Here is a 25649-nt window from a genome sequence, read left to right as displayed (position 1 = left end):
AAGGAGGCGCTTTTTAATGCCTGATTATCAGTATAAACGCATTTTCCTCGTCGTAATGGATTCAGTAGGAATTGGGGAAGCACCTGATGCTGCTGAATTTAATGATGTAGGTGCAGATACACTAGGACATATTGCTGAAAAAATGAACGGGCTTCACATGCCAAATATGGCGAAGCTTGGGCTGAGTCATATTAAAGAAATCAAAGGAATTCCAGCGGATGAGAAACCGCTTGCGTATTATGGAAAAATGCAGGAAGCATCAAATGGTAAAGATACAATGACAGGTCACTGGGAAATCATGGGTCTTTACATAGACACACCGTTCAGAGTTTTCCCAGACGGATTCCCAGATGAACTTTTAAATGAACTAAAAGAAAAAACAGGCAGAGGCATTATAGGAAATAAACCTGCGTCTGGTACTGAAATCTTAGACGAGCTTGGCGAAGAGCATATGAAAACAGGCGATCTAATCGTTTACACATCTGCGGATTCTGTGCTGCAAATTGCTGCGCACGAAGAAGTGGTGCCATTAGATGAACTTTATCGTATTTGTGAAATTGCACGTGAGCTCACATTAGATGAAAAATACATGGTTGGGCGCATTATCGCTCGTCCCTTTGTCGGGGAGCCTGGCGCATTTGTCAGAACACCAAACCGTCATGACTATGCTTTAAAACCATTTGATCGTACAGTGATGAATGAGCTGAAAGATGATGGGCTCGATGTGATTGCGATCGGCAAAATCTCTGATATTTATGATGGCGAAGGAATCACCTCTTCTCTCAGAACAAAATCGAACATGGACGGAATGGACAAGCTGGTCGACACACTTAAAACAGACTTTACAGGAATTAGCTTTTTAAACCTTGTTGATTTTGACGCTCTTTACGGACATAGAAGAGATCCAGAGGGTTACGGAAAAGCACTAGAGGAATTTGACGCCCGTCTTCCTGAAGTGTTTGACCTGTTAAAAGAAGATGATCTTCTTGTGATCACAGCAGATCATGGAAATGACCCTGTTCATCACGGAACAGATCATACAAGAGAATATGTTCCGCTCATTGCTTACAGCAAAAAGCATCAAGGAGCAAATGAACTGCCAACGTCAAAAACCTTTGCTGATCTTGGAGCAACGGTCGCAGACAATTTCAAGACAACGATGCCAAAATACGGCACAAGCTTTTTATCTAAACTCAAATAGGGGGAAATCTCGTGGGAGCACAGTTTTCAGAAGCGGCGGCATATATTAAACAAGCATCAACATACGTACCAACAGTTGGATTGATCTTAGGTTCAGGTCTTGGCATATTAGCAGATGAGATTGAAAATCCAATCAAATTGAAATATGAAGATATTCCTGGATTCCCTGTTTCAACAGTAGAAGGTCATGCAGGGCAGCTCGTCATTGGGACGCTGAAAGGCACTGTCGTATGTGCAATGCAAGGACGTTTTCATTTCTATGAAGGTTATGATATGAAGCAAGTGACGTTTCCAGTCCGTGTGATGAAAGAAATTGGCATTGAGACATGTATTGTGACAAATGCAGCCGGCGGTGTAAATACTTCATTCCATCCAGGTGATCTCATGCTAATTACAGATCATATCAATATGATGGGGACCAATCCATTAATTGGACCAAATGACAGTCAAGGCGTTCGTTTTCCTGATATGTCTGCCCCGTACGATAAAGATTTGCTGGCACTTGCAGAAGAAACAGCTCAGCGCTTAGGCATATCTGTACAGCAAGGTGTTTATGCAGGGATGACAGGTCCTTCATATGAAACACCAGCTGAAGTTCGTTACCTCAGAACACTTGGCGCAGATGCTGTAGGCATGTCGACAGTCCCAGAGGTGATTGTTGCGCGTCATGCAGGAATCAAAGTGCTAGGTATTTCATGCATTTCTAATGCGGCATCAGGTATTTTAGATCAGCCGCTGTCTCATGATGAAGTCATTGAAGTAACGGAAAAAGTGAAAGCAAGTTTCCTTGATTTAGTCAAAGACATTGTTAAACAACTCTCATAGCATGTTTCAAGCAGCCTTCTGTTTATCGACAGAAGGCTTTTTTTATGACAATCATACGATCTCTGAATAAAACAGCCTCGATGAGGAAAAAATAGAAAGGATTACGATAATGGAGGTCTGCCACTTGAAACGTCATATATGTGCATTGTTTACTTTAATGATCCTTATCTCAATGGTTTCACCATCAGCGATAGCAAAAGAAAAGATTGAAAAACCAGAAGAAAAACAAACATCAGAATTGGCACACGAAGCCAAATCAGCCATCTTAATAGAACGTGACACGGGAAAAGTGCTTTACAACAAAAACAGTGATGAAAAGCTGGCACCCGCAAGTATGACCAAAATCATGACGATGCTTCTCATCATGGAAGCGATTGATCAAGGAAAACTAAAAATGACTGACAAGGTAAGAACAAGTGACCATGCAGCTTCAATGGGAGGGTCACAGATCTTCCTTGAACCTGGAGAAGAAATGACCGTGAAAGAAATGCTGAAAGGCATTGCGATTGCGTCTGGAAATGATGCTTCAGTTGCCATGGCAGAGCATATTGCAGGATCTGAAGAACAGTTTGTAGAGCAAATGAACAAGAAGGCAAAAGAACTTGGCCTCACCTCTACAGTCTTTCAAAACCCAACAGGACTTCCTGAAAAAGACCATTACAGTACAGCTCATGATATGGCTAAAATGGCAAAAGAGTTGTTGAAATATGAACAAATCACCAAATTTACAGGTGTCTACGAAGACTACCTCCGTCAAAACACCGATAAAAAATTCTGGCTTGTGAATACGAACCGATTGATTAAATTTTATCCAGGTGTCGATGGGTTGAAAACAGGTTTTACAGGCGAAGCTAAATACTGTTTGACTGCATCCGCTAAAAAAGGAAACATGCGCGTCGTTGCAGTTGTCTTCGGCGCAAGTACACCGAAAGATAGAAACGCCCAAGTGGTCAAAATGTTAGACTACGCATTTAGTCAATACACCACACACCCGCTTTACAAACGAGGACAAGATGTAGCGGAAATCAAAGTAAGCAAAGGGACAAAGAAAAAAATTCAGCTTGTCACCTCTGAACCAATCTCCCTTTTAACGAAAAAAGGCGAAAATGTGGATCAGATTAAAAAAGAAATCAAATTGTCTCAGGATGTTACGGCCCCATTCTCAAAAGGAACGGAACTTGGAACCATTGTCTTGAAAAAAGACGGAAAAGTGCTGCATGAAAGCCCTGTACAGGCCAAAGAAGGAATGGAAAAAGCCGGCGTTTGGACATTCTTTAAACGAGCGATGGCTGAATTTGTGAAATGGAAATAAAATGTGAAAGGCTGCTGAAATTGGCAGTCTTTTTGCTATGAGAAGAAGAAAAGAACATCTAAATGTGACGAATGGTCACTAGTTTTGTCATGGTGAAGGAATTACTTAATAAAAAAGAGAAACAATCTTTATCCGAAATTAGAGCAAGGAGGAATACAAAGATGAGCCTTGATATTGATTTTCAAGTAAAAGAGAGCGTACTTTGCATTCGATTAACAGGAGAGCTCGATCATCACTCCGCAGAAACATTGAGACAAAAGGTGACGAATTATTTGGAAACAGAGGACATTCGCCACATTGTGCTGAATTTGGCTGATTTAACGTTTATGGACAGCTCAGGTCTCGGAGTGATTTTAGGAAGATATAAAGAAATTAAGCAGCTTGGTGGAGAAATGGTCGTCTGTGCTATCTCGCCAGCAGTAAACAGGTTATTTGATATGTCTGGCTTATTTAAAATTATCCGTATGGAGCCTTCAGAGCAAACGGCATTGCAAACATTGGGGGTGGCATCATGAGGAATGAAATGAACCTGACATTCTCTGCTTTAAGTCAAAATGAATCCTTTGCGAGGGTGACAGTCGCAGCGTTTATCGCCCAGCTTGATCCGACATTAGATGAACTAACTGAAATCAAAACGGTTGTGTCAGAGGCGGTGACAAACTCCATTATCCATGGCTACGATGGAAATCCAGATGGCAAGGTGCATATCGAAGTCACACTTGATGACCATGTTGTGTACCTGACCATCCGAGACGAAGGAATGGGCATTACAGATCTTGAAGAAGCAAGACAGCCGCTTTTCACGACAAAACCAGACTTAGAACGCTCTGGCATGGGCTTTACCATTATGGAGAATTTTATGGATGATGTCATGATAGATTCATCTCCAGAAATGGGCACAACCATCCGTTTAACAAAGCATCTATCAAAAAGCAAAGCGCTTTGTAATTAAGGGAGCTGCTCATATGGATGTGGAGGTAAAAAAGCAAGCGAAAAAAGCCCAGCTGTCAAATGATGAAGTCAAAGAGCTCATCAAAAAAAGCCAAGACGGTGATCAGCAAGCAAGAGACCTCCTCGTAGAAAAAAACATGCGTCTTGTTTGGTCCGTTGTTCAGCGCTTTTTAAATAGAGGATATGAACCAGATGATTTGTTTCAAATTGGCTGTATTGGATTGCTAAAATCCGTTGATAAATTTGATTTGTCATATGATGTGAAGTTTTCGACCTATGCTGTCCCAATGATTATTGGTGAAATCCAGCGATTCATTCGAGATGATGGAACAGTCAAAGTCAGCCGGTCACTAAAGGAACTCGGAAATAAAATCCGGCGGGCAAGAGATGAATTGTCTAAGTCTCATGGAAGAATGCCGACCGTCCAGGAAATAGCCGAATATCTAGATATCACACCAGAGGATGTCGTCCTCGCCCAAGAAGCGGTCCGAACGCCGTCGTCGATCCATGAAACGGTTTATGAAAATGACGGAGACCCCATTACATTACTCGATCAAATTGCTGATCATTCAGAAGAAAGATGGTTTGATAAAATCGCGCTGAAAGAAGCGATCAAGGAATTAGAAGAACGAGAAAAACTCATTGTGTACTTAAGGTATTATAAAGACCAAACACAATCTGAGGTAGCAGAGAGACTCGGCATTTCACAAGTACAAGTCTCGCGGCTCGAAAAGAAAATTTTAAAACAAATCCAAATGCAAATGGATCAAAAAGAGAGCTAGCCAATTCGGCTGGCTTTTTTTGTGTGGTAATTACCGGTAAATGAAGTTCTCTCAGTATGAGAACCATTTTTCACCACATACTATTTTTAACCCATCGTATAGGAAGTGACTTGGATGGACGGACAAATCTTTCTTCGGCTGCGCCATCGCATTAAAACCGGTAATGATCAGCTCATTTATTTAGAAGATATCGCCCAAATCACTGGTGATGAGTTTGCTGTACAAAAGCTTAGCAAGATGCCGATATATCATGTCAGTAAAAAGGATCGTCACATTGCTGTTCTTGATATCATGCATGTGGTCAAAACGATCAAAAAAACATGGCCAGCCATCGACATTCAAACCGTCGGTGGCACTGAAGCCATTGTTGAAATTGATACAGGCAAACGCCAGCTTTCTCCTGTTTTATTTGTGTTAGTGTGGCTTTTATTATTTGTCGGAGCGGCGCTTGCCATTATGAATTTCCACGAGGATGTCAGTATGCGGCTCGTTCATATCCGTCTATATGAAATGATCACAGGAAAAACGGTTGAGCATCCTTATTTACTGCAAATTCCATATAGCTTCGGACTAGGATTTGGCATGATTTTATTTTTCAATCATGTATTTAAAAAGCGTTTAAATGAAGAACCAAGTCCGCTCGAAGTGGAGATGTTTAAATATCAGCTCGATCTCGATCATTATGTCGCCCTTAAAGAAAATAAAGAGACAATGAAAGATATCCATGATCGGTAAGTGGCTTTTTGTCGCGTTAGTTGGACTTGGCGGCGGTTTAACGGTAGGAGCAGGGTTTGTGGCATTTCTTGCGGTGCTAGGTATCATCCCTCGTTTAATGCAACTAACGAAAACGCAACGCTTCATACAAGGATACGAGGCAGCTGTCATTACCGGCGCGGTCGTTGGTGGCTGGGCAACCTTAAGCGAGGTGCATTTGCATCTATCCAAATGGCTTGTGCTCCCGATCGGTCTTTTAGCTGGCATTTTCGTCGGAATGCTTGCAGCTGCGCTGACTGAAGTATTAAATGTACTTCCTATATTAACGAAAAGAATTGGAATGGACGGGAAAATTGTTTTGCTTCTCATGGCCATTGTCTTAGGCAAAGTATTTGGTTCACTATTCCATTGGCTGATTTATATTTAAAAATTTGGAGGGAACAACCGTGTCGAGTTTAAAAGAGAACTATCCATCTAAGGTGAAAACGTATCAGCCTAAACCTCCTTATGTCCTCAACTGCATCAAGGCTTTTCTTGTTGGTGGATTGATCTGTGCCATAGGCGAGGGACTGCAAAATTTCTATATTCACTTTTTTGATTTTAATGAAAAAACAGCAGGAAACCCAACAGTGGCGACCCTCATTTTAATTTCTTCTATATTAACTGGTATCGGTATTTACGATCGAATCGGCCAGTTTGCTGGAGCGGGATCGGCTGTTCCGGTGACAGGATTTGCTAACAGTATGACAAGCGCTGCCCTTGAGCATAAAAGTGAAGGGCTTGTTTTAGGGGTCGCCACCAATATGTTTAAACTCGCTGGGAACGTCATTGTGTTTGGTGTCGTCTCAGCATATGTCGTAGGGATCATTCGATACATCTTTGAAAAGATGTTTTCGTAGGAGGAATGAAACGTGAAACTAACAGGAAAACAATCTTGGGTGTTTGAGCACAAGCTTTACGTCAATGCAGAGGGAACAGCTGCAGGGCCGAAAGAAAAAGAAGGGCCGATTGGTCATTTAATTGATAAAACGTATGATGAAATGCATTGTGATCAAAAGAACTGGGAAATGGCTGAAAGAAAACTCATGGAAGATGCGATATCCAGTGCTTTATCAAAAGCAAATTTGCAAAAAAGCGACATTGATCTATTGCTTGCAGGAGATTTACTCAATCAAAATGTCACAGCTAACTATGTAGCAAGAGAACTGAAAATCCCGTTTCTCTGTTTGTTTGGGGCATGCTCAACTTCAATGGAATCGGTCGCCATTGCGTCAGCACTCATTGATGGTGGTTTTGCCAATAGAGCCATCGCAGCGACAAGCAGTCATAATGCAACGGCAGAACGCCAATTTCGTAATCCAACAGAATACGGCGGACAAAAACCAGATACAGCCACAAGTACTGTCACTGGAAGCGGGGCCGTTATTATTAGCCAGGCGCCCTCTCCAATTCAAATTACAAGCGCGACAGTAGGCAGGGTGATGGATCTTGGGATTACAGATCCATTTGACATGGGATCGGCCATGGCACCGGCAGCGGCGGATACCATCAAACAGCATTTAGAAGACCTTGGAAGAACGGTGGACGATTACGATCTGATTTTAACAGGAGATTTATCTGGTATTGGTTCGCCAATTTTAAAGGATCTTCTGAAGGAAGAAAGCATTCAACTTGGGAGAAAGCATGATGATTGCGGGTTAATCATCTATACACCTGATCAAAATGTATTCGCTGGTGGGAGTGGCTGTGCTTGTTCAGCTGTTGTGACATTTAGTCACATTTTTCAAGAAATGAAAGCAGGGAATCTGCAAAGAGTACTCGTTGTGGCAACCGGAGCGCTACTAAGCCCTATGATGGTCCAGCAAAAAGAGACCATTCCAACCATTGCGCACGGTGTCGTATTTGAGCGTGCAGGAGGAGAGAGCTAATGGATTATCTTATCGCTTTTGTTGCAGGCGGACTTATTTGCGTCATTGGTCAGCTTTTACTAGACGTACTCAAACTGACGCCTGCACATGTCATGACTACCTTTGTTGTGGCGGGTACCATTTTAGACGGATTCGGTATCTATGATAAATTTATTGAATTTGCGGGTGCGGGGGCAACCGTACCAATCGTCAGCTTTGGCCATAGCTTGCTTCATGGAGCGATGCATCAGGCAGATGTACACGGGTTCATCGGAATCGGGATCGGTATTTTTGAATTAACTTCTGCTGGGATTTCAGCTGCGATTTTATTCTCATTTCTTATCGCTCTTATCTTTAAACCGAAAGGATAACCTAATATGGGGCAAAGACGGAAAGTCATTTTAGTGACAGATGGAGATATATATGCTGCCAAAACCATTGAGCTTGCGGCTAAAAATGTCGGTGGGCGATGTATTTCCAGCTCAAAAGGAAATCCAAGCAAACGAACAGGACCTGAACTTGTGCAGATGATTTTAAAAACGCCGAATGATCCAGTGTTTGTCATGTTTGATGATTCTGGCCTGACAGGTGAAGGAACAGGGGAGATAGCGATGAAGCATGTGGCGCGTCACCCTGAAATCGAAGTCATCGGGGCGATCGCCGTTGCCTCCAAAACGCATCAAGCTGAATGGACAAAGGTTCATGTTGCCATTGACCGTGAGGGTGAACTGACAGAATACGGCGTCGACAAGCATGGCCTTCCCGAAATGGAGCCCCATAAAATGAGCGGAGATACCGTGTATTGTCTTGACTCGCTCGATCTTCCGCTTGTTGTTGGAATTGGGGATATTGGCAAAATGGGACGGAAAGATGATCTGAGCAAAGGATCTCCGATCACAATGAAAGCAGTTGAATTAATTTTAGAAAGGAGTGGTTTCCATGAAGAAAGACAAAGTAAACGTGTACCGAGATCCGAAGAAAAATGAAGATTACTTTAAAGAAAATGTCGGAATGGGGCTCAGCTTTGACCTTGGCGTGCGGAAAATTTATATACACGATCAGGAAATCCAACTTTACTATGTAAATGGACTGTGCGATACGCAGTATGTCATCTACTTATTAAAAGAACTAGTTGAAATCAATGATAATGAACCTGAATCAGATGACATGGCACGTGTGATTGAGAACCGTCTAGTCAATCAACAGGTCTCAAAGGTTGAAACACTCGATGAAGCCGTAGACCAAGTGCTGTCGGGCCTTGTAGCAGTTGTAGTTGAAGGCGAAAACTACGCATTTATCATTGATGTCAGAAGCTATCCTGGCAGAATGCCAGAGGAACCGGATACAGAAAAAGTTGTCCGGGGCGCAAGAGACGGATTTGTTGAAAATATTATTGTCAATACAGCGCTCATACGAAGACGTGTGCGAGATGAAAAACTGAGATACAAAATGCTTAAAGTGGGCGAACGTTCAAAAGCGGATGTATGTGTTTGCTACATTGAAGATATTGCCGACCCAGATCTTGTCGATATCATAGAGAAAGAAGTGTCAGGAATCAAAGTCGACGGGCTGACGATGTCTGATAAAACGATTGAAGAGTTCATTATAAAACAAGGATACAATCCATTTCCCCTTGTACGATACACCGAGCGTCCAGATGTTGCCGCTAACCATATACTAGAAGGGCATGTCATCATTATTACGGATACATCTCCTAGCGTCATCATTACGCCAACCACCATTTTTCACCACGTTCAACATGCAGAAGAATACCGCCAGGCACCTGCAGTTGGGACGTTCCTAAGATGGGTTCGCTTTTTAGGTATTTTATGTTCAACGTTTCTTTTACCTATTTGGTTCCTGTTTATCCTTGAACCAAGTCTTCTGCCAGATCATTTAAGCTATATTGGTTTTAACAAACCGTCTCATATCCCTGTGATTTTACAAGTATTTCTAGCTGATTTTGGGGTGGAATTTTTAAGGATGGCTGCAATTCATACGCCAACCGCATTGTCGACCGCCATGGGACTGATCGCGGCTGTTTTAATTGGACAAATTGCCATTGATGTCGGTTTATTTACACCAGAAGTCATCTTATACGTCTCACTAGCAGCTATCGGTACATTTACAACCCCAAGCTATGAACTGAGTGTCGCCAATAAAATTGTACGACTCATCATACTAGCGCTTGTGGCGATCTTTAAGCTGAATGGACTCATCATTGGTTTTACGTTGTTACTCATCTACTTAACATCCATTCGTTCATTGCAGACGCCTTATATGTGGCCATTTCTTCCTTTTAACGGGAAGGCTTTGTGGCAAGTGTTAATTCGGACCTCTGTTCCTGGCTCAAAAGTAAGGCCAAGCATTGTCCACCCTCAAAACAGATCAAAAATTCCGCCAAATTCTTAACGCTCATTGAAAGTGGCTGAAGATTGTGATATTGTATTTTTAACTTTGAGACACGGCAAAAGGCAGCTCACGCAGCTGCCTTTTTTCAGCCGAAGCGGAGAAAGAGGGAATGACATTGTATTTACACGGCACTTGCAGACAAAATGAACTCGGTCATTTAGAAATTGGTGGTGTTGATGCTGTTTCTTTAGCTGAAACGTATGGGACACCACTTTATGTATATGATGTGGCTTTAATACGGGAGCGCGCAAAAAGCTTTCAAAAAGCATTTATAGAAGAAGAACTAACGGCGCAAGTAGCATATGCGAGTAAAGCATTTTCCTCCATCGCGATGTTTCAGCTTGCCAAAGAAGAAGGATTATCTCTTGATGTCGTATCAGGCGGGGAGCTTCACACAGCCATTTGCGCCGGTTTTCCGGTAGAAAAAATTCATTTCCATGGCAACAATAAAAGCAGAGATGAATTAAAAATGGCGTTAGAAAACGAGATCGGCTGTATCGTCGTAGATAATTTTTACGAAATGAAGCTTCTTGAAGAGCTTGGTCAAGAGCTGTCAAAACAGGTAAAAGTACTGCTGCGTATCACACCAGGTGTCGAAGCGCATACGCATGATTATATTACAACAGGCCAAGAAGATTCTAAATTCGGTTTTGACCTTCACAATGGACAAGCAGATGAAGCGGTGAAACTAGTGCTTAAATCAGAAGTGATTGAGCTATTAGGCGTACATTGCCATATCGGTTCACAAATATTTGATACAGCTGGTTTTGTCCTTGCAGCAGACAAAATCTTTTTGAAGCTGGATGAATGGAGAGAATCATTCGGTTTTATCTCGACCGTATTAAACTTAGGCGGCGGCTTTGGTATCCGTTATACAGAAGAGGATGAACCACTTCCTGCGACAGAATATGTCGAGAAAATTATCCAAGCTGTGAAAGAGAACGTGGCCCGCTATGAGTTTGATATGCCGGAGATTTGGATTGAGCCAGGCCGCTCTCTTGTTGGAGATGCAGGGACAACGCTTTATACGATCGGCTCATCAAAACACGTACCTGGTATTCGCGATTATGTTGCGGTAGATGGGGGAATGAGTGACAACATTCGTCCAGCTTTATATCAAGCGAAATATGAAGCGGCAAGTGCCAATAAAATGAGTCAATCGCACGATCAAACAGTTTCCATTGCAGGGAAATGCTGTGAAAGTGGTGATATGCTTATTTGGGATATCGATTTGCCAGAGTTATCACAAGGTGATTTATTAGCTGTCTTTTGTACCGGAGCTTACGGCTACAGTATGTCTAACAACTATAACCGCATCCCGCGCCCGGCTGTCGTATTTGTAGAAGACGGGGAAGCGCAGCTTGTCGTTGAACGCGAATCATATGCGGATATGGTCAAACTTGATTTGCCGTATCAATCAAAAGTAAAATCATCTACGTAAAAAAAGCTGCCTAGTATGGGACTGACCCCATAAAGTGAGACAAATAAAAACACCTTTAAATTGAAAATCGGGTATAGCATATCTGAAAACAATTTGGAGGTGTTTTTTGTATGGGAAAAAGAGTTAGTTATCCGATTAGTGTATTTCTGGAAAAGAGCTATATAAAAAAAGAAAAGAAAAAATAGAGCGAAGCTTTGCAGATTCAAAACAACTGCATGGGCTTCGCTACTGCCGGTTAAGGGGGAAACAAAATGTGAGTGAGCAAGTTCTTCTCACAGCTGCCTGCCAGAACATGAAGAAGATTGCCACACACCTAGCGAAGCTAGGCTAGGTGTGTGGGAGGCCTTTTTCATTAAATCTCATCCATCATAATTACGATGAAAATAAAAAAGCCTGTAGAAAAACATGAGTTTCTCTACAAGCTGAAAGCCCCATTAAGGGGCTTTTTTTGTTTCAATTGAATAACAGGAGTTGCTGTAAACGAAAGTCAGGAACCGCTTCATGGAAAAAAGCTCGATTGCGTTCATCGTCCTTTTGATCCCACTGACTCCACCATTCAGCTGTTTCTCCAGAAGTGTCGGCTTGAATCATGGCATGCAGCTGTTCTAAGTTGATGATGTCTCTCGGTTCTGTTAAGAAAGAATGCATCCGGTGGTACGCCTCAAGACGCTCAGGCTGTTTTGTTAAAATGGCGTATTGTACGTAGCGATTTAAAAATTCTTGTACGAACGTCAAATGAGGAATGGTTGTTTCGCTTTTTAATTCAACGCCTTCCCACGCCATATCAGCAATCGCACAAAGCCACCAGCCAAGTTCATTGGCATCCTGCATTTGTTGTAATGTGTCCTTTTCAAAAGATAGCTGCTGATTCTTTTGTACTTGTTTGAGCATACGCTCAAGAACTTGTGCTTCGAGTGCGGCCTTTGTCATTCCTTGCCCGTGAATGGGATCTAATGTACACAAGGCATCGCCCATCACCAATAATCCACTTGGCCAATCATTCATTTGTTCATAGTGATATCTCACGCAAGAAGGGACTCTAAATCCTTTTGGTTTTGTATAGGGCGTTAAATGGGTAATGGCATCTGCGATTGCTGGATGCGTGAGTCCAGCTGTTTCTGAATCAAATTGATCAACGTCTGTTGTTGGATAATGTGATCCGCCAGCTGCAGAGAGAAGAACAGCTACTAAATCATGATCTACCCGTTCAAACAGTCCTGTTGGGATTTGCCTTTCCGGCTGACCTACGACGACCATTGATTGCTGGTATGGCGCTTCTGGTGGTATCTTGTAGTATCTTGTGCTGTAGCCTAGTGACACACTTAATTCATTTGTCTGCGGTAAGGACAGTCCAGCATCTTTCAGCCATTTTGGCAATTTAGACATTCTTCCAGACGTATCGATCACTAAGTCTGCTTTCATTTCAAAAATGCGTCCTGGTTTTTCATGCCGATCTTTCACGACCAGTCCGATAACTTGGTTTGTTCCCTCTTTCAACTGAAGTGAGAGGGCTTCATGTTTTTCTAAACATTGCACCTGTCCCTCATTTAACATTCTTTGCATCAGCACCCACTCTAGCATGGCACGTCTTGTGACCACTGTTTCTTCTATATCAGTAAGCGTTAATTCACCGTCTTTTGTGATAAAACGAGAGGTTTGATCCAATGTATTGAATCCGCCCATTGCCAGTAACTCTTTTGTATAACCAGGAAATAGACGTTCCACTATTTGCTTGCCTAGTGGTAGCATTCTATGTGGATGAAAAGCTTGAGGAGTGCCGAGACGGTTCTTAGGAGAGTCTGGCATTTCGTCCTTTTCGATAATGAAAACTTGATGATAAAACGTTGATAAAACTTTTGCAGCAAGTATTCCTGTCATACCGCCGCCAATGACGATCGCCCGCTCATATGTCATAGGTTGTCTCACAACATGCGCCTCCAATGAATATATATAAAATGATTACATGACCATTTCATCATATGTTGCTGCTTAAATTATAGCAAATATTCGTTTTGTTGAATATAGAGAGGGAATTCCCTTCTTTTTACTCGTATATATGAGAAATAACTTATTATTTTTAAAAAATAACTATTATTTTAAGAAGAACGACCGATACATAATATAAGGGGGTAGAGAAATTGGATATACTACAGAGTATAGTGACAGCAGCACCTTATATGATGCAAATTTTAAAGAATGAAGTGACGATGGGTGTCATTGATCGAGAGAAATTTTTGTTGTATTTGCCATCGAAAGATGTTGATTTTCAAATTCGAGCTGGGGAACGTATTAAACCAGATGATATGAATATGAAAAAAGCGCTGAGAGGTGAGACATCAAGTATGTTTGTGCCTGAATCAGTATATGGAGTACCTTTAAATGCAATGGGATTGCCGATTTTTAATGAAAATGGGCAAGTGATTGGTGCCCTCGCTTTAGGATTTCCGCTCAAAAATCAAATAGAGCTTGAAGCGTATATGGATTCATTGAATGACATTATTCAAAGTATTCAAGAAAAAGTGCACGTGGTAGCGGCACATTCAGAGGAGCTCTCTGCTACAAGTGAGGAGATGACCTTACAAACGCAGCAAACTCTTGAAAGCTCAAAACAAACAGCCGATATCACAAAAATGATTAAAGGCATCTCGAGACAAACGAGTTTGCTAGGATTGAATGCGTCAATTGAAGCGGCCAGAGCAGGAAAAGAGGGAGCAGGTTTTAGTGTTGTAGCAAGTGAGGTTCAAAAGCTTTCAAGTGAAACTTCACGTGCAACTGAAAACATCGAAAGCTCATTGCAAGGAATTTCCTCCAATATACATACATTGCTTGAAAGTATGGATCATATGAAAGGTTCTTCATCAGAACAGGCTTCACTTGTGACAGAGTTTAGTGAAATTGTCGATCGATTGACGACGGTGAGTAAAGATATGAAGAAATTTATGCAAACGGTCATGTCAACGTAAAAAACGAATCCAAGAGGATTCGTTTTTTGTATGTCGTTATTTTCTCTTGTTCTGATCAAAGCGATAATCGTACGTGTCACCCTTCACTACATTTAAAAACTCATGTCCAATTTGAACAAGCTGTCCGTTTTTCCATTGGATGAGAGGGTCTTTATCAGGGTATTTCCAGTAAATTGTCTTCTTGCGATGGGTTAATTTGTTTTCAATTTCTGCTCTGACTGCGTTTTCCTTTAGCTTTCCTCCGCTATGCTGATAGGTGTTGATGATATACATTCCGTCAGGTGATGATATTGACCGGATGAATGTTCCATGAGACACGCCTTGAAGCGAGAAGCATTTCCAATAAATAATGCCAGCGAAGCTAAGGAGTAAGATGATAAGGGTGAGGGTGGTTTTCTTTTTTAACATGAATTCCTCCAGGTATAGACTGCAATATTTCTAATTTATGAGAGAGAATACAAAAAGATTCATATAGTCCAAAAGTTCTATTCGTTTCAATTATCGGTCATTATTTCTCAAAATTCAACAGAATGCCGTAAATGTAAGGAAAATTTAAGGAAGAATTCAACTGGTATTTTTGATTCAAAACCTCTTTACAAAAGAATGAGGGATCAGTAGACTTATGCTCATATAAAGAAATGGAGCAGATGACATGAGGCAAATGATCGATACGTATCAAAGTTATGAAGAGCTTTCCGCTCATGAAAGAAAAGGGATTGATTATCAAATTCTTCATGAGCGGAAAGGTGACCAGCTACTAGTTTTATCGCCTCATGCCGGAGGAATTGAATCAGGCGTGAGTGAGCTTATTCATGAAATATCTAGCGACTATTCTATGTATTTATTTGAAGGCCTTAAAGTAAAAGGCAATCATGTTCTTCATATTACAAGTACACGCTTTGATGAGCCGCTTTGCCTTTCAGAGGTGCATTCCCATCATCATACATTTGCACTTCATGGTTACGGTGAAACAGAGGTGCTTCAAACGTTAGTGGGGGGGACGGACAGAGAAAGAGCGGCAGAAACTGTGAAGCGTTTAACGCAAAATGGCTTTCACGCATTGCTGCTAGCAGAATCTGATCGTTTTTCTGGAACGCACCCTGATAATATCAATAACAAATGTCTGACAGGAAAAAGTGTACAACTTGAAATTAGTCAAGCGCAAAGAAGAGCATTCTTTCAAGACTTTAGGCGTCGATACCGGCGAGATACACAAACTGAACAATTTTATCAATACACAAATGTACTCAAACAAGTATTAGCCCTTTATGAATAAACTTTTCTGCGATGACTTACGTTTGATAAACGACTTCTTTTTCTGCGACCTTTTCTGCTTTCATTAAATAAGACGTAAACTCCTGCTGAAAACGAATACCTGCTTTTCGCTGTTCGAATAAGGCAAGCCGTTTTTCAGCAAAAGCCCAAGTGACGTGAAACGTTTGAGCAATATGCAAAATGGCTTGCTGCCGAAGGGTTGGAAGCTTCATTTTCAGCAGCATAAAGGTTGGAACACAAAAGTGGTACATGAATTGTTTTGCCTGAAACTCCTGCAATTCTCGAAAGAGTTTGTTCATTTTGAAATGATTGCCTGTATGCTTTAGCACATGACAAAGCTCGTGGGCAAAATCCTGCCACTGTTCTTCAGGTGATAGGGATCTGTTTAATATAATACTGTAAAGACCTTGATGCTGGATCATCATGCTGCCAGTCTCCTCATAGTGGACCCACACGCGAAATTCAGAAGCGATCCTTTGCATCTCTCTATAAGCAGGACCGCTTATTTGTAATTGAGCATATAACCGCTTAATATCTTCTTCTAAATGGGTTAAAAAACCAGTCATTTGAAAACCTCCATACAAACGTATGTTCTATTTTTGACGTAAAAGAAAAGTCCATATAGGACTAAATAGCTAAATGAGCTATTACTTACTTTTTATATCGGCTTATTTTTAACAATTTTAACATAAATTCAAGGAAAAATGGAATTAATTCCTGTTTTTTTCTGTATTTTTGCACCTTTCACGACTAAAAGGAGTGAATGGAATTCAAATTTTACCATAGTCTTCTCATGAAAACAAACAAGTATTGTCTTACGAACGCCACTGATTGGTGAGAAAGATCAATTCAATCTAGCAAAAGGGAGTGCAGTACATGGTACAAATTTATCAAGATTTTATTCCAGTTGGAAACGGAAACCGCCCAGGATATGCGATGACACCGGAGTATATAACGGTGCATAACACAGCAAACACGTCAAAGGGAGCGGATGCAAAAAGTCATGCGGCCTATGTAAAAAACCCAACGACAGAGGTGAGCTGGCATTTTACAGTGGATGATCATGAAATCTTTCAGCATCTGCCGTTAAATGAAAATGGCTGGCATGCAGGGGATGGTCATGGGAATGGTAACCGGAAGTCGATCGGTATTGAAATTTGTGAGAATGCAGATGGGAATTTTCAGCAAGCAGTCAAACATGCACAATGGCTCATTCAAAAGCTGTTAAATGAACATCACATTCCGCTAGCAAACGTGGTCACACATCAGTACTGGTCTGGAAAAGCATGTCCACGCCAGCTTCTTTCTACTTGGAATGAATTTAAAAAAGGGATTGAAACCGCAGAAGATCCGGAGACGGTCATCACATATGTCGTGAAGAGCGGGGATACGTTAACGAGTATTGCGAAAGCTCATGGCGTCACAGTTCAAGATTTACAGAAGTGGAATGATATTAGCGATCCGAATAAGATTCAAATTGGACAAGTTCTCAAAATTTATCGAAACGATGCAAAGAGCTTGTATAATCTGCCAGATGGGGTTTTAAAGGTGACTTCTCCATTGACAAAGGGAGAGCATGTACGCCGCGTCCAGCAGGCGCTTGCTGCTGTTTATTTTTATCCTGATAAAGCAGCTGCAAATAAAGGAATAGACGGAGTTTATGGAGAAAAAACGGCGAACGCCGTAGCGCGTTTTCAGCTGGTAAATGGTCTGCCAAGTGATGGGGTATACGGACCTAAAACGAAGGAAAAGCTTCTGAAGCTGTTAAGTCAGTGAGTGTTTCTGTTTATATGATTGGATGACTGCTTCACTTTGCTCATTTAATCGACGCATATAAGGCGACGACTTATATGCAGCAAACTGAACATATCTCAATTGTTTGATTTTCTTTTTCATTTATTGGCACCTCAATCGTTGCAGCGTATAGATTATTGTATGCAAGTCTATGTGAAAATGGAAGCAGGACGCGGATTTTGTTCCGCGTCCTTTAGTGTAATCAAGCCCTTTTATTTTTATACTCATCCAAGAGCTGTTCATTCTTTTTGAAAATACGCTCAGTATGGGGACTTACCTTATAATCCGCCATGCTGATATGTTGCTTTTTCTTTAAAATCTTAAATGGATTTTTCTTGCGATTGTTGTTATCCCCTTGAAGTGCGTGGTCCATCTTCATCACCTTCCTCTTCGTCAGGCAAGATTAGGTCATAAATTGTTGTAAGTGACGTCATTAATAAATAGTCGAACTCAGTGACAATATCATCAGAGGTAAGCTTAATGACGAAGTGATCATCCGCTACCGAAAACGGGATGAGCACCAATTTGCCGAAATCGTCGTAATAGACTTCCTGCCTGTCAAGCTTCGCCTGAATAAGAGCTCGCTGGTCAAGTGTCCGCAGCAGGTCATCTTTTTGTTCCTGCGTATCGTATGGACAAAGAACCGCTTGAATATTCATCTTGTCGGCAAAAGAATAAATGAGCCGTTCAATTCCCTCTATATATGCCTCTACACTTCCATAATATACATGAATCGGTTCGTTTTTCAATAGGTATTGGTACGTTTTTAGCTTATTGAGGTAAGAATGAAGTAGATCGTTATTTTGTTCTAGGAGTTGGTGGGTGTCGGTTTCTAGTTCGTGATTTCCGAGTTTTTTAATATAGGAGCTGAGAAAGATGAATGCATCGGTTAGTGCGAAAAAAACAGCAATGATTAAGTAGTGCATCCAATCGGTGAAGATTGAAGAAGGGTCATTTGTCCAGTACACTACAGCACCAGCTACATAAATCCAATACCACGTTTTACGAATGGCAAACATCTTTTCTTTTACTTTTTGTTCAAAACGCCATACGGCAAATACATATACAGCAAGGGCACCTAGCAATAACCACACGGTCAATTGAAAAAATAATAGCATGTTCTTCTCTCCCATAGACAGATGGATACTTATTTATTTCTATGGATATGATTGGAAACCCTGCTTCATGAAAAAATGGCTGGGTGTTAAAGTATGCAGGCAAATAAAAAAAGACCTGTCAGACAGGTCTTTGATATTAGATAATCGCATTTAACACAAAGTATATAAGAGCCCCGAGAGTTCCTGAAATCGGTAATGTGATCACCCAAGTGACAAGCATGCGTTTTGCTGTACCCCAGTTTACTCCTTTTACTCTGTGTGCAGAACCTACACCTAGAATAGAAGATGAGATCACGTGAGTGGTACTAACAGGTAAGTGAATAAATGTCGCACCAAAGATAATAGCTGCCCCCGTTAAATCGGCAGATACTCCGTTTACTGGACGAATTTTCATAATTTTACCGCCGACTGTTTTAATAATCTTCCAGCCGCCAATAGAAGTACCTAGTCCCATTGCAAGCGCACAAGAGAACTGTACCCAGAAAGGAATGTCGTCTGTTGTATGCAAATTACCTGCAATTAAAGCCATCGTAATAATTCCCATCGCTTTTTGCGCATCGTTTGTTCCGTGGGTATACGATTGTAGTGCAGCAGTTAAAATTTGAACACGACGGAATTGTTTATTTGTTTTGGCAAGATTGTTGTTTCTAAATATAAATTTAACAATGGTATACACGATATATCCCAATACGAATGCTAGGATAGGTGAAAGCAATAGTGCTTGAATGATTTTAATGAACCCCGAATAGTTTAAAGCGCCAAAACCAGCAGAGGCAATAACAGCTCCTGCAATTGATCCGATCAGTGCATGCGATGAACTACTCGGAATCCCGTAATACCAAGTAAGCAAGTTCCAAGTAATAGCCGCAATTAATGCAGCCAAAATGACGACAGAACCGTTTTGAAGTGTGAAAGGATCTGCGATGTCTTTTGTAATGGACTTTGCCACACCTGTAAATGTCATTGCTCCTAAGAAGTTCATGAACGCTGCCATAATAATAGCATGTCTAGGCTTTAACGCCTTTGTTGAAACCGAAGTGGCAATGGCATTTGCTGTATCGTGAAATCCGTTGATGAAATCAAAAGCAAGTGCACAAATGACAATAAATATGGTAAGGATGAGTAATGTATCCATGTTTAACTAACCCCGTTACGCATTCTTCATAATGATTGTTTCTAGATTGTTGGCAACACCTTGACAGGAATCAGCAATTTCTTCAAGTGTTTCGTAAATTTCTTTGTATTGAATGACCTTGATTGGATCCGTTTCTTTTCCAAACAAGTTCTTTAGTGATTTACGATAAAGATTGTCACAATTATGCTCGATCTCTTTGATTTTGATTGCGTGTGGTTGAATATCTTTTAAGCGATTTTCAGCCAGTAAATCGATTGTAATTAAAATTTCCTTTGCACATTCTCTGATGTAGTGGCTGAATTTGTCGATATGTTCGTCAGAGCTTGTCATTGAATAAATTTCCATTGTTGCTGAAAAATGCTCAATTCCATCTAAAACATCGTCGAGGCTATTCGTCAATTGAAGAATGTCTTCACGTTCAATCGGTGTAATAAAGGCTTTGTTCAGCTCTTTAATCATAGTATGAACATGATTATCACCTTTTGTCTCATATTCCTTCAATGTGTCAGAAAATTCTTTCAGAGTGGTTTGATTTGTTACTTTATAGCTAACAAAATACTCAGCAGTTTCATCTAAATTTTTAGCAATTTCCGTTAACAAGACGGAAAACTTGTCTTTTTTCCTTTTTAACATGTAAAAACCCTCCATTGTATAAATGAGACAATGCACACATCAAATAATTATATAGTCTTTTGTCGAAAAAAAACAGGTGTAGTCGAAAATTTCTTCACTTTTTCTATTTGATCTTATTCTGACCTAAAGATGTGTTCTCAACACACCTTTTTCAGAAAGGAGAAAAGAAATGAAAAAAGCGGTCCATTTTTGGCACCGCTTAAAGCTTAAGAAGCTGAATAAACAAGTTTAAATCGCTCGCAAACGAGGAGCATGTCTTCTTTAAATTCTAATCCGTACGGTTCGAGTGCTTCTGTGAAAAATTCTTGATGGGCTCTGTACCAATATTGATAAGAAAGATCGCCTTCACCTTCTGCTCGGGCAAATGATTCTGGAACCTCATTCATCGGCATGACATCTACATGTGTGATCTCTATGATGGCTTTTGGTTCGTCATGGCTGTCCAAAATGACCGCATATTGTCCTGCCTTTGGAAGCGGCTCCTGTTCCTTTTCGTAAAAAAGATGTCCAGAACAAGTCGCTGTTTTTTTCCCTTGCAGAACAAGGTCAAGCAAATGATCTGGGTCTGCTCCAAATGCCCAAGCGGAAACAGGTGCGTCAATTGGTGCGCTTTCTAATTTTTCTTTCCAATATGTTTCCCAAAATAAGGTGCTCTTCTGATTCATCATTTTTCCCCCTTCGTGATGCGTTTATTATACCGTGAAATCAAAAACATGAAAGGATAGTGTCTTTATCCCTACTTAGTAAGTGTGTCATATGTTTTGAAAACCCGCTTTATATTTGATGAATATAGGATGATAGGATGAAAAAATTAGAAATTTTAGAATAATCTATTGTATTCTGGTCAAGAAGTCGGTATGGTCAAAGTAAGAATATGGAAGGGGTGTTGTGTATGAAACGCATTTCTCTAACTATTTTGTCCATATGTCTGCTTGTTTTCTCGTTTTTTCTGCCTGTCAGTCAGGTCGCTGCAAACGAACCTCATGGGAATAAAGTAGCTGTTGGGAAAGATGGCATGGTGGCTACTGCCCATCCGCTTGCATCAGAGGTGGGTGCAGATGTATTAAAGAAAGGTGGAAATGCTGTTGACGCTGCTGTTGCTATCCAGTACGCACTCAATGTGACAGAGCCTATGATGTCTGGAATTGGTGGCGGAGGATTTATGATGGTGTATGATGGGAAGACAAAAGAAACATCTATCATCAATAGTCGAGAAAGAGCACCACAAGGCGCGACACCAGATATGTTTTTAACAGATGATGGCAAAGTCATTCCGTTTGCAGAGCGATCTACACACGGTAATGCTGTTGGTGTTCCAGGGACTGTAAAAGGTCTTGAAGCGGCATTAGATAAGTGGGGAACCCGCTCGATGAAGGAATTAATCAAGCCTTCCATTCAGCTGGCAGAGGATGGATTTGAAATCGATTCTGTCCTGGCAAAAGCCATTGACGATCATCAAGGAAAATTGAAGAAAACGGCCGCAGCGCCAATCTTTCTTCCAAATGATCAGCCGCTCAAAGAAGGAGACCTCCTCGTTCAGCCAGGTCTTGCAAAAACATTTAAACTCATTGCGAAAAAAGGAAGCAAAGCATTTTATGAAGGAAAAGTAGCAAAGGCACTTGCAAATACAGTCCAAGATTTTGGCGGGACGATGACAACTGATGACATTGCTCGTTATGAGGTCGAGACTGACAAGCCTATCTGGGGAGACTATAAAGGATACCAGCTTGCAAGTATGCCTCCACCAAGCTCAGGCGGGGTGTTTATGCTGCAAATGCTCAAAATACTTGATCACTTTAACCTATCTCAATATGACCCCAAATCATTTGAAAAATATCAACTACTTGCTGAAACGATGCATCTCTCCTATGCTGACCGTGCTGCATATGCCGGCGACCCCGAATTCGTAGATGTTCCACTAAAAGGACTATTAGACGATGATTACATTTCAGAAAGAGCCTCTCTTATTCAATTAGATCAAAAGAATCGTAACCCGAAAGAAGGGGATCCGTGGGCGTATGAGGATGAAAAAAACCCATCACCTATTGTCTCGCAGCCTGAAGATAAAACCATTGGTGAGACCACACATTTTACTGTTGCCGATCAGTGGGGAAATGTTGTGTCATTCACGACAACCATTGAACAGTTATTTGGTACAGGGATTCTCGTCCCAGAATATGGTTTCTTCTTAAACAATGAACTAACAGATTTTGATGCAAGACCAGGCGGAGCAAATGAAGTTCAGCCGAATAAACGACCATTGTCCAGTATGACACCGACCATCATTTTTAAAGATAATGAGCCTGTCATGACAGTAGGTTCACCGGGTGGAACGACCATTATTGCCTCTGTTTCACAAACCATTTTGAATTTGCTTGAATATGAGATGGAACTTCAGGATGCAGTTGAAGAACCAAGAATTTATACAAACAGCCCAACATCTTATCGTTATGAAGTAGGTGTCCCTCTCGATGTAAGAACAAAGCTTAATGATCTGGGACATCGTTTCGGCAATTCGCCTATTGATATAGGAAATGTCCAAGCGCTACTCATTGATCGAAAAGCAGGAACCTTTACTGGAGTGGCTGACTCTTCGAGAAACGGAACTGCCGTTGGCGTCAATTTAAAGCTCTCTGCTCAATAAGTACATTTCCCGGGAAAAGAAACGCCTCTTCAGGATGGCGTTTCTTTTTTTATTAAAAATATTAGAAACAAAGCTGATTAGAGAGCGGAAGACACATTTAATAAGAAGGAGAACAGATTTAAAAAAAGATGGCATCTTTTTTTATAAAATTTTCCTAGGAACATTGACTTATAATTTAGAATATTATAATATCCTTACAAAGGTAACAACATTGAACATTTTTCAGGAAGTATATTTGTAAGCGCTTTATAAAAGGTTCTATTCCGAAATGTTCTTTCTTTTTGTTACATGTGTTCATATTTATACCAAATGAAAGGGGTGGTTGTTTGAACAACTTGTTTGAGTTAGATGAACAGCTGATCAAATTGCAGTACGATGCATCTTCGAGAGAGGAGGTGACCACATATTTAGCAGAGCGATTAGAAGCGGGAGGATATATTAAATCGAGTTTTTTACCAGCGGTGCTGGAAAGGGAAAAAACATATCCGACAGGCCTTCCACTTGCGACCTTTGGTGTAGCAATTCCACATACAGATCCAGAGCATGTGAATAAACCAGCGATTAGTGTAGCCACTTTAAAGGAACCTGTTATCTTTCACAAGATGGGAAGCCCTGATGAAACTGTGCAAGCCAAAATTGTGTTCGTCCTAGCAATCTCTGAACCTAGTAAGCAACTTGTGATGTTAGAGAAGCTCATGACACTTTTTAGAAAAGAAGAGGTGATGACGAAGCTGTCTGATATGACGTCGTATGAAGAAGCGGTTGATGTGCTTCAGAAAGAATTAAACCAATAGACTTTCGCAAAACAAATGTAAGCGCTTTATCTGAAAAATCCAGGAGGTGGATGTATGATCAAGCAAGCTGTCGATTTTATATTAGACCTTGGACCAACTATTATGCTCCCGATTATTATGACGCTTTTCGGTATGATTTTAAGGCAAGGCTTTAAAAAATCCTTCCGAGCCGGTATTACGATCGGAATTGGTTTTGTCGGTGTCAACCTTGTTATTAATTTACTTGTGAGCGGCCTTGGGCCAGCAGCAAAAGCCATGGTTAATTCCCTTGGGCTAAAGCTCGATATTTTGGATGTTGGTTGGCCGATTGGAGCGGCTATATCCTTTGGTACACCCGTTGCCCCTTTGATGATTCCTCTTGTGCTTTTGTTAAATGTCATCTTATTGTCCGTTAACTTTACGAAAACACTGAATGTGGATATTTGGAACTTCTGGCATTTGATTTTCGCAGCCTCTGTGACTTACTACGCTTATCATAATATGTTCTTGGCACTTGCTGTTGGGTTGATCGTCTCTGCTATCACGCTTAAATTAGCAGATTGGACGGCACCGACAATCGAACACCATTTTGGATTGAAAGGCGTATCGATGGCTCATGCTGAAACGGTCAACTTCGCGCCGCTTATGTATGCGTCCAACCGCATCATTGACAAAATCCCTGGCTTAAACAAAATTCATGCTGATCCAGAAACATTGAAGAAACGTTTTGGTATTTTTGGCGAACCGCTTGTGATGGGTCTCATACTTGGTATCATTATTGGTCTTTTGGGTGGCTATGATGCGAAAGGCGTCATGACGCTTGGTATTCAAATGGCAGCAGTTCTTGTGCTCATGCCAAGAATGGTTGCGTTATTAATGGAAGGTCTTATTCCAATCTCTGAGGGCGCTCGTTCTTATATTCAAAAGCGCTTCCCAGGGAAAAATGTCTATATTGGCTTAGATACAGCAATTGTAATTGGTCATCCGGCGAATATGGCGGTAGCCCTTCTAATGGTGCCAATGACGATTCTACTTGCAGTCGTTCTGCCTTACAATGGCATGCTGCCGTTTGCTGACTTATCAGTTCTACCATTTACAGTTGTATGGGCAGTAGCCGCCGCTCGTGGAAATATTATTCGCGGACTTATTAACAGTATTTTCACATTAATGATTGTCTTCTTTATCGCAACGAATCTTGCACCACTTGCGACAACAATGGGGAAAGCAGTCGGGTTTGACTTCCCAGAAGGAGCCAATATGATTTCAGGTATTGACCTTGGTTCCCACGTCATTCCTTGGATCATGGTGAGACTTCTTGATCCGAGCAATCCGTACTTTATTGCAGCCATCATCTGTGCTTTGGCTTATGCGCTTCTATGGTACTGGGTGCGAAATGATATTAGAAAGCAGTATGCGAAAGAAATGGGCTTAGATCAGAAAGATCAATAAACGAGTTGGAGGGATTCTTATGGCAAAGAAAATATTGGTTTCATGCGGAACAGCGGTTGCAACATCAACGGTTGTTGCTAAAAAGGTTGAAGAGACGTTAAAGGAAAAAGGATACGATGTTGTGGTGGAGCAGTGCAAGGCATCAGAAGTCCCGCAAAAAGCGGAGGGCGCCGATTTAATCGTGACGACCACACCAGTGAGTGATACGAAAGGAACGCCTGTCATTCAAACATTATCTTTTTTAACCGGATTTGGCATTGAAGATGATATTGAAAAAATCATCGATCATATTAAGTAAACAATCATCCCATGGAGGAGCTT

At 41.1% G+C, this 25649-nt stretch carries 30 protein-coding genes and 1 pseudogene; 22 read left to right on the top strand and 9 right to left on the bottom strand.

Annotated elements, in window-relative coordinates; translation table 11 throughout:
• Nucleotides 1-16 precede the first annotated feature (16 nt).
• From deoB to GPS65_RS14765, 15 genes and pseudogenes are all read left to right on the top strand, one after another.
• On the top strand, nucleotides 17-1201 hold the full coding sequence (deoB, locus tag GPS65_RS14835) for a phosphopentomutase (RefSeq protein WP_012010451.1): 1185 nt from the start codon (nucleotides 17-19) through the stop codon (nucleotides 1199-1201).
• 11 nt (nucleotides 1202-1212) lie between these two features.
• Nucleotides 1213-2025: a purine-nucleoside phosphorylase gene (locus GPS65_RS14830; protein WP_119125069.1), complete on the top strand. Its 813-nt coding sequence runs from the start codon at nucleotides 1213-1215 to the stop codon at nucleotides 2023-2025.
• 157 nt (nucleotides 2026-2182) lie between these two features.
• Entirely contained in the window at nucleotides 2183-3337 is a 1155-nt protein-coding gene (locus GPS65_RS14825) for a D-alanyl-D-alanine carboxypeptidase family protein (RefSeq protein ID WP_202914169.1), read from the top strand.
• A 161-nt stretch (nucleotides 3338-3498) separates the two neighbouring features.
• Complete coding sequence (gene spoIIAA / locus GPS65_RS14820) at nucleotides 3499-3852, top strand: anti-sigma F factor antagonist (RefSeq protein WP_012010448.1); 354 nt, start codon at nucleotides 3499-3501, stop codon at nucleotides 3850-3852.
• The gene (spoIIAB, locus tag GPS65_RS14815; protein ID WP_012010447.1) at nucleotides 3849-4289 is read left to right on the top strand and encodes an anti-sigma F factor; all 441 of its coding nucleotides are present in this window, start codon (nucleotides 3849-3851) and stop codon (nucleotides 4287-4289) included. Before spoIIAA ends, spoIIAB begins: the two co-directional genes overlap by 4 nt.
• A gap of 13 nt (nucleotides 4290-4302) precedes the next feature.
• Nucleotides 4303-5070 carry an RNA polymerase sporulation sigma factor SigF gene (gene sigF / locus GPS65_RS14810; RefSeq protein WP_003215778.1) on the top strand — a complete coding sequence of 256 codons (768 nt, stop codon included), beginning with the start codon at nucleotides 4303-4305 and terminating at the stop codon, nucleotides 5068-5070.
• 114 nt (nucleotides 5071-5184) lie between these two features.
• Nucleotides 5185-5805, top strand: a complete 621-nt coding sequence (locus GPS65_RS14805; RefSeq protein WP_088000923.1) for a stage V sporulation protein AA — start codon at nucleotides 5185-5187, stop codon at nucleotides 5803-5805.
• A complete protein-coding gene (locus GPS65_RS14800) occupies nucleotides 5795-6211 on the top strand; it encodes a stage V sporulation protein AB (RefSeq protein WP_088000925.1) in 417 nt (138 codons plus the stop codon). Before GPS65_RS14805 ends, GPS65_RS14800 begins: the two co-directional genes overlap by 11 nt.
• Before the next feature lie 19 nt (nucleotides 6212-6230).
• Nucleotides 6231-6683 (top strand): stage V sporulation protein AC, encoded by a 453-nt coding sequence (spoVAC, locus tag GPS65_RS14795; protein ID WP_012010444.1) that lies wholly within the window; start codon nucleotides 6231-6233, stop codon nucleotides 6681-6683.
• Between the two features lie 12 nt (nucleotides 6684-6695).
• Nucleotides 6696-7712 carry a stage V sporulation protein AD gene (gene spoVAD / locus GPS65_RS14790; RefSeq protein WP_119125067.1) on the top strand — a complete coding sequence of 339 codons (1017 nt, stop codon included), beginning with the start codon at nucleotides 6696-6698 and terminating at the stop codon, nucleotides 7710-7712.
• On the top strand, nucleotides 7712-8062 hold the full coding sequence (gene spoVAE, locus GPS65_RS14785) for a stage V sporulation protein AE (protein WP_012010442.1): 351 nt from the start codon (nucleotides 7712-7714) through the stop codon (nucleotides 8060-8062). The genes spoVAD and spoVAE overlap by 1 nt, the downstream gene beginning before the upstream one ends.
• Before the next feature lie 6 nt (nucleotides 8063-8068).
• Nucleotides 8069-8677 carry a stage V sporulation protein SpoVABEA gene (spoVAEA, locus tag GPS65_RS14780; RefSeq protein WP_088000926.1) on the top strand — a complete coding sequence of 203 codons (609 nt, stop codon included), beginning with the start codon at nucleotides 8069-8071 and terminating at the stop codon, nucleotides 8675-8677.
• Nucleotides 8631-10103 carry a spore germination protein gene (locus GPS65_RS14775; protein WP_003215696.1) on the top strand — a complete coding sequence of 491 codons (1473 nt, stop codon included), beginning with the start codon at nucleotides 8631-8633 and terminating at the stop codon, nucleotides 10101-10103. Before spoVAEA ends, GPS65_RS14775 begins: the two co-directional genes overlap by 47 nt.
• A 115-nt stretch (nucleotides 10104-10218) precedes the next feature.
• Nucleotides 10219-11544, top strand: coding sequence for a diaminopimelate decarboxylase (lysA, locus tag GPS65_RS14770; RefSeq protein ID WP_088000930.1), 1326 nt, complete (start codon nucleotides 10219-10221; stop codon nucleotides 11542-11544).
• A gap of 148 nt (nucleotides 11545-11692) precedes the next feature.
• Nucleotides 11693-11875, top strand: a pseudogene (locus tag GPS65_RS14765) (transposase); the annotation flags it as partial.
• A 122-nt stretch (nucleotides 11876-11997) separates the two neighbouring features.
• On the opposite strand, the gene GPS65_RS14760 reads toward GPS65_RS14765, so the two are convergent.
• Nucleotides 11998-13458, bottom strand: a complete 1461-nt coding sequence (locus GPS65_RS14760) for an FAD-dependent oxidoreductase (RefSeq protein WP_391509249.1) — start codon at nucleotides 13456-13458, stop codon at nucleotides 11998-12000.
• Nucleotides 13459-13682: 224 nt separating this feature from the next.
• On the opposite strand from GPS65_RS14760, the gene GPS65_RS14755 reads away from it, so the two are divergent.
• On the top strand, nucleotides 13683-14507 hold the full coding sequence (locus tag GPS65_RS14755) for a methyl-accepting chemotaxis protein (RefSeq protein ID WP_088003213.1): 825 nt from the start codon (nucleotides 13683-13685) through the stop codon (nucleotides 14505-14507).
• A 36-nt stretch (nucleotides 14508-14543) separates the two neighbouring features.
• On the opposite strand, the gene GPS65_RS14750 is transcribed toward GPS65_RS14755, so the two are convergent.
• Nucleotides 14544-14915, bottom strand: coding sequence for a DUF5412 domain-containing protein (locus GPS65_RS14750; protein ID WP_041815439.1), 372 nt, complete (start codon nucleotides 14913-14915; stop codon nucleotides 14544-14546).
• Nucleotides 14916-15159: 244 nt separating this feature from the next.
• Between GPS65_RS14750 and GPS65_RS14745 the strand changes: the two genes are divergently transcribed.
• The gene (locus GPS65_RS14745) at nucleotides 15160-15783 is read left to right on the top strand and encodes a poly-gamma-glutamate hydrolase family protein (RefSeq protein WP_012009647.1); all 624 of its coding nucleotides are present in this window, start codon (nucleotides 15160-15162) and stop codon (nucleotides 15781-15783) included.
• Nucleotides 15784-15799: 16 nt separating this feature from the next.
• On the opposite strand, the gene GPS65_RS14740 is transcribed toward GPS65_RS14745, so the two are convergent.
• Nucleotides 15800-16348: an ImmA/IrrE family metallo-endopeptidase gene (locus GPS65_RS14740; RefSeq protein ID WP_012009648.1), complete on the bottom strand. Its 549-nt coding sequence runs from the start codon at nucleotides 16346-16348 to the stop codon at nucleotides 15800-15802.
• A 310-nt stretch (nucleotides 16349-16658) separates the two neighbouring features.
• On the opposite strand from GPS65_RS14740, the gene GPS65_RS14735 reads away from it, so the two are divergent.
• The gene (locus tag GPS65_RS14735) at nucleotides 16659-17558 is read left to right on the top strand and encodes an N-acetylmuramoyl-L-alanine amidase (protein ID WP_088003215.1); all 900 of its coding nucleotides are present in this window, start codon (nucleotides 16659-16661) and stop codon (nucleotides 17556-17558) included.
• Here the strand turns inward: GPS65_RS14735 and GPS65_RS19655 are convergent.
• The 6 genes from GPS65_RS19655 to GPS65_RS14710 form a co-directional block, all read right to left on the bottom strand.
• Nucleotides 17547-17678 carry a hypothetical protein gene (locus GPS65_RS19655; RefSeq protein ID WP_260851662.1) on the bottom strand — a complete coding sequence of 44 codons (132 nt, stop codon included), beginning with the start codon at nucleotides 17676-17678 and terminating at the stop codon, nucleotides 17547-17549. The two genes, GPS65_RS14735 and GPS65_RS19655, sit on opposite strands and share 12 nt — an antisense overlap.
• A 100-nt stretch (nucleotides 17679-17778) precedes the next feature.
• Nucleotides 17779-17949, bottom strand: coding sequence for a type II toxin-antitoxin system SpoIISB family antitoxin (locus GPS65_RS14730; protein ID WP_012009650.1), 171 nt, complete (start codon nucleotides 17947-17949; stop codon nucleotides 17779-17781).
• On the bottom strand, nucleotides 17924-18694 hold the full coding sequence (locus tag GPS65_RS14725; RefSeq protein WP_003211137.1) for a type II toxin-antitoxin system SpoIISA family toxin: 771 nt from the start codon (nucleotides 18692-18694) through the stop codon (nucleotides 17924-17926). The genes GPS65_RS14730 and GPS65_RS14725 overlap by 26 nt, the downstream gene beginning before the upstream one ends.
• 136 nt (nucleotides 18695-18830) lie before the next feature.
• Complete coding sequence (locus GPS65_RS14720) at nucleotides 18831-19829, bottom strand: inorganic phosphate transporter (RefSeq protein WP_088003218.1); 999 nt, start codon at nucleotides 19827-19829, stop codon at nucleotides 18831-18833.
• A 15-nt stretch (nucleotides 19830-19844) separates the two neighbouring features.
• Nucleotides 19845-20462 carry a DUF47 domain-containing protein gene (locus tag GPS65_RS14715; protein WP_012009652.1) on the bottom strand — a complete coding sequence of 206 codons (618 nt, stop codon included), beginning with the start codon at nucleotides 20460-20462 and terminating at the stop codon, nucleotides 19845-19847.
• Between the two features lie 206 nt (nucleotides 20463-20668).
• Nucleotides 20669-21127: an ASCH domain-containing protein gene (locus GPS65_RS14710; RefSeq protein WP_119124727.1), complete on the bottom strand. Its 459-nt coding sequence runs from the start codon at nucleotides 21125-21127 to the stop codon at nucleotides 20669-20671.
• A 227-nt stretch (nucleotides 21128-21354) separates the two neighbouring features.
• Between GPS65_RS14710 and ggt the strand changes: the two genes are divergently transcribed.
• From ggt to GPS65_RS14690, 4 genes are all read left to right on the top strand, one after another.
• Nucleotides 21355-23106, top strand: a complete 1752-nt coding sequence (gene ggt, locus GPS65_RS14705; RefSeq protein ID WP_119124728.1) for a gamma-glutamyltransferase — start codon at nucleotides 21355-21357, stop codon at nucleotides 23104-23106.
• Between the two features lie 326 nt (nucleotides 23107-23432).
• Nucleotides 23433-23900: a PTS sugar transporter subunit IIA gene (locus GPS65_RS14700; protein ID WP_012009656.1), complete on the top strand. Its 468-nt coding sequence runs from the start codon at nucleotides 23433-23435 to the stop codon at nucleotides 23898-23900.
• Between the two features lie 54 nt (nucleotides 23901-23954).
• Complete coding sequence (locus GPS65_RS14695; RefSeq protein ID WP_012009657.1) at nucleotides 23955-25328, top strand: PTS galactitol transporter subunit IIC; 1374 nt, start codon at nucleotides 23955-23957, stop codon at nucleotides 25326-25328.
• 19 nt (nucleotides 25329-25347) lie between these two features.
• Nucleotides 25348-25626 carry a PTS sugar transporter subunit IIB gene (locus GPS65_RS14690; RefSeq protein WP_003212259.1) on the top strand — a complete coding sequence of 93 codons (279 nt, stop codon included), beginning with the start codon at nucleotides 25348-25350 and terminating at the stop codon, nucleotides 25624-25626.
• The last annotated feature ends 23 nt before the right edge of the window (nucleotides 25627-25649 follow it).

Source organism: Bacillus pumilus, from assembly GCF_009937765.1.
GTDB lineage: Bacteria > Bacillota > Bacilli > Bacillales > Bacillaceae > Bacillus > Bacillus pumilus_O.
The sequence above is the reverse complement of the archived record's forward strand: the minus strand, read 5'-3'. Positions and strand labels throughout refer to the sequence as shown.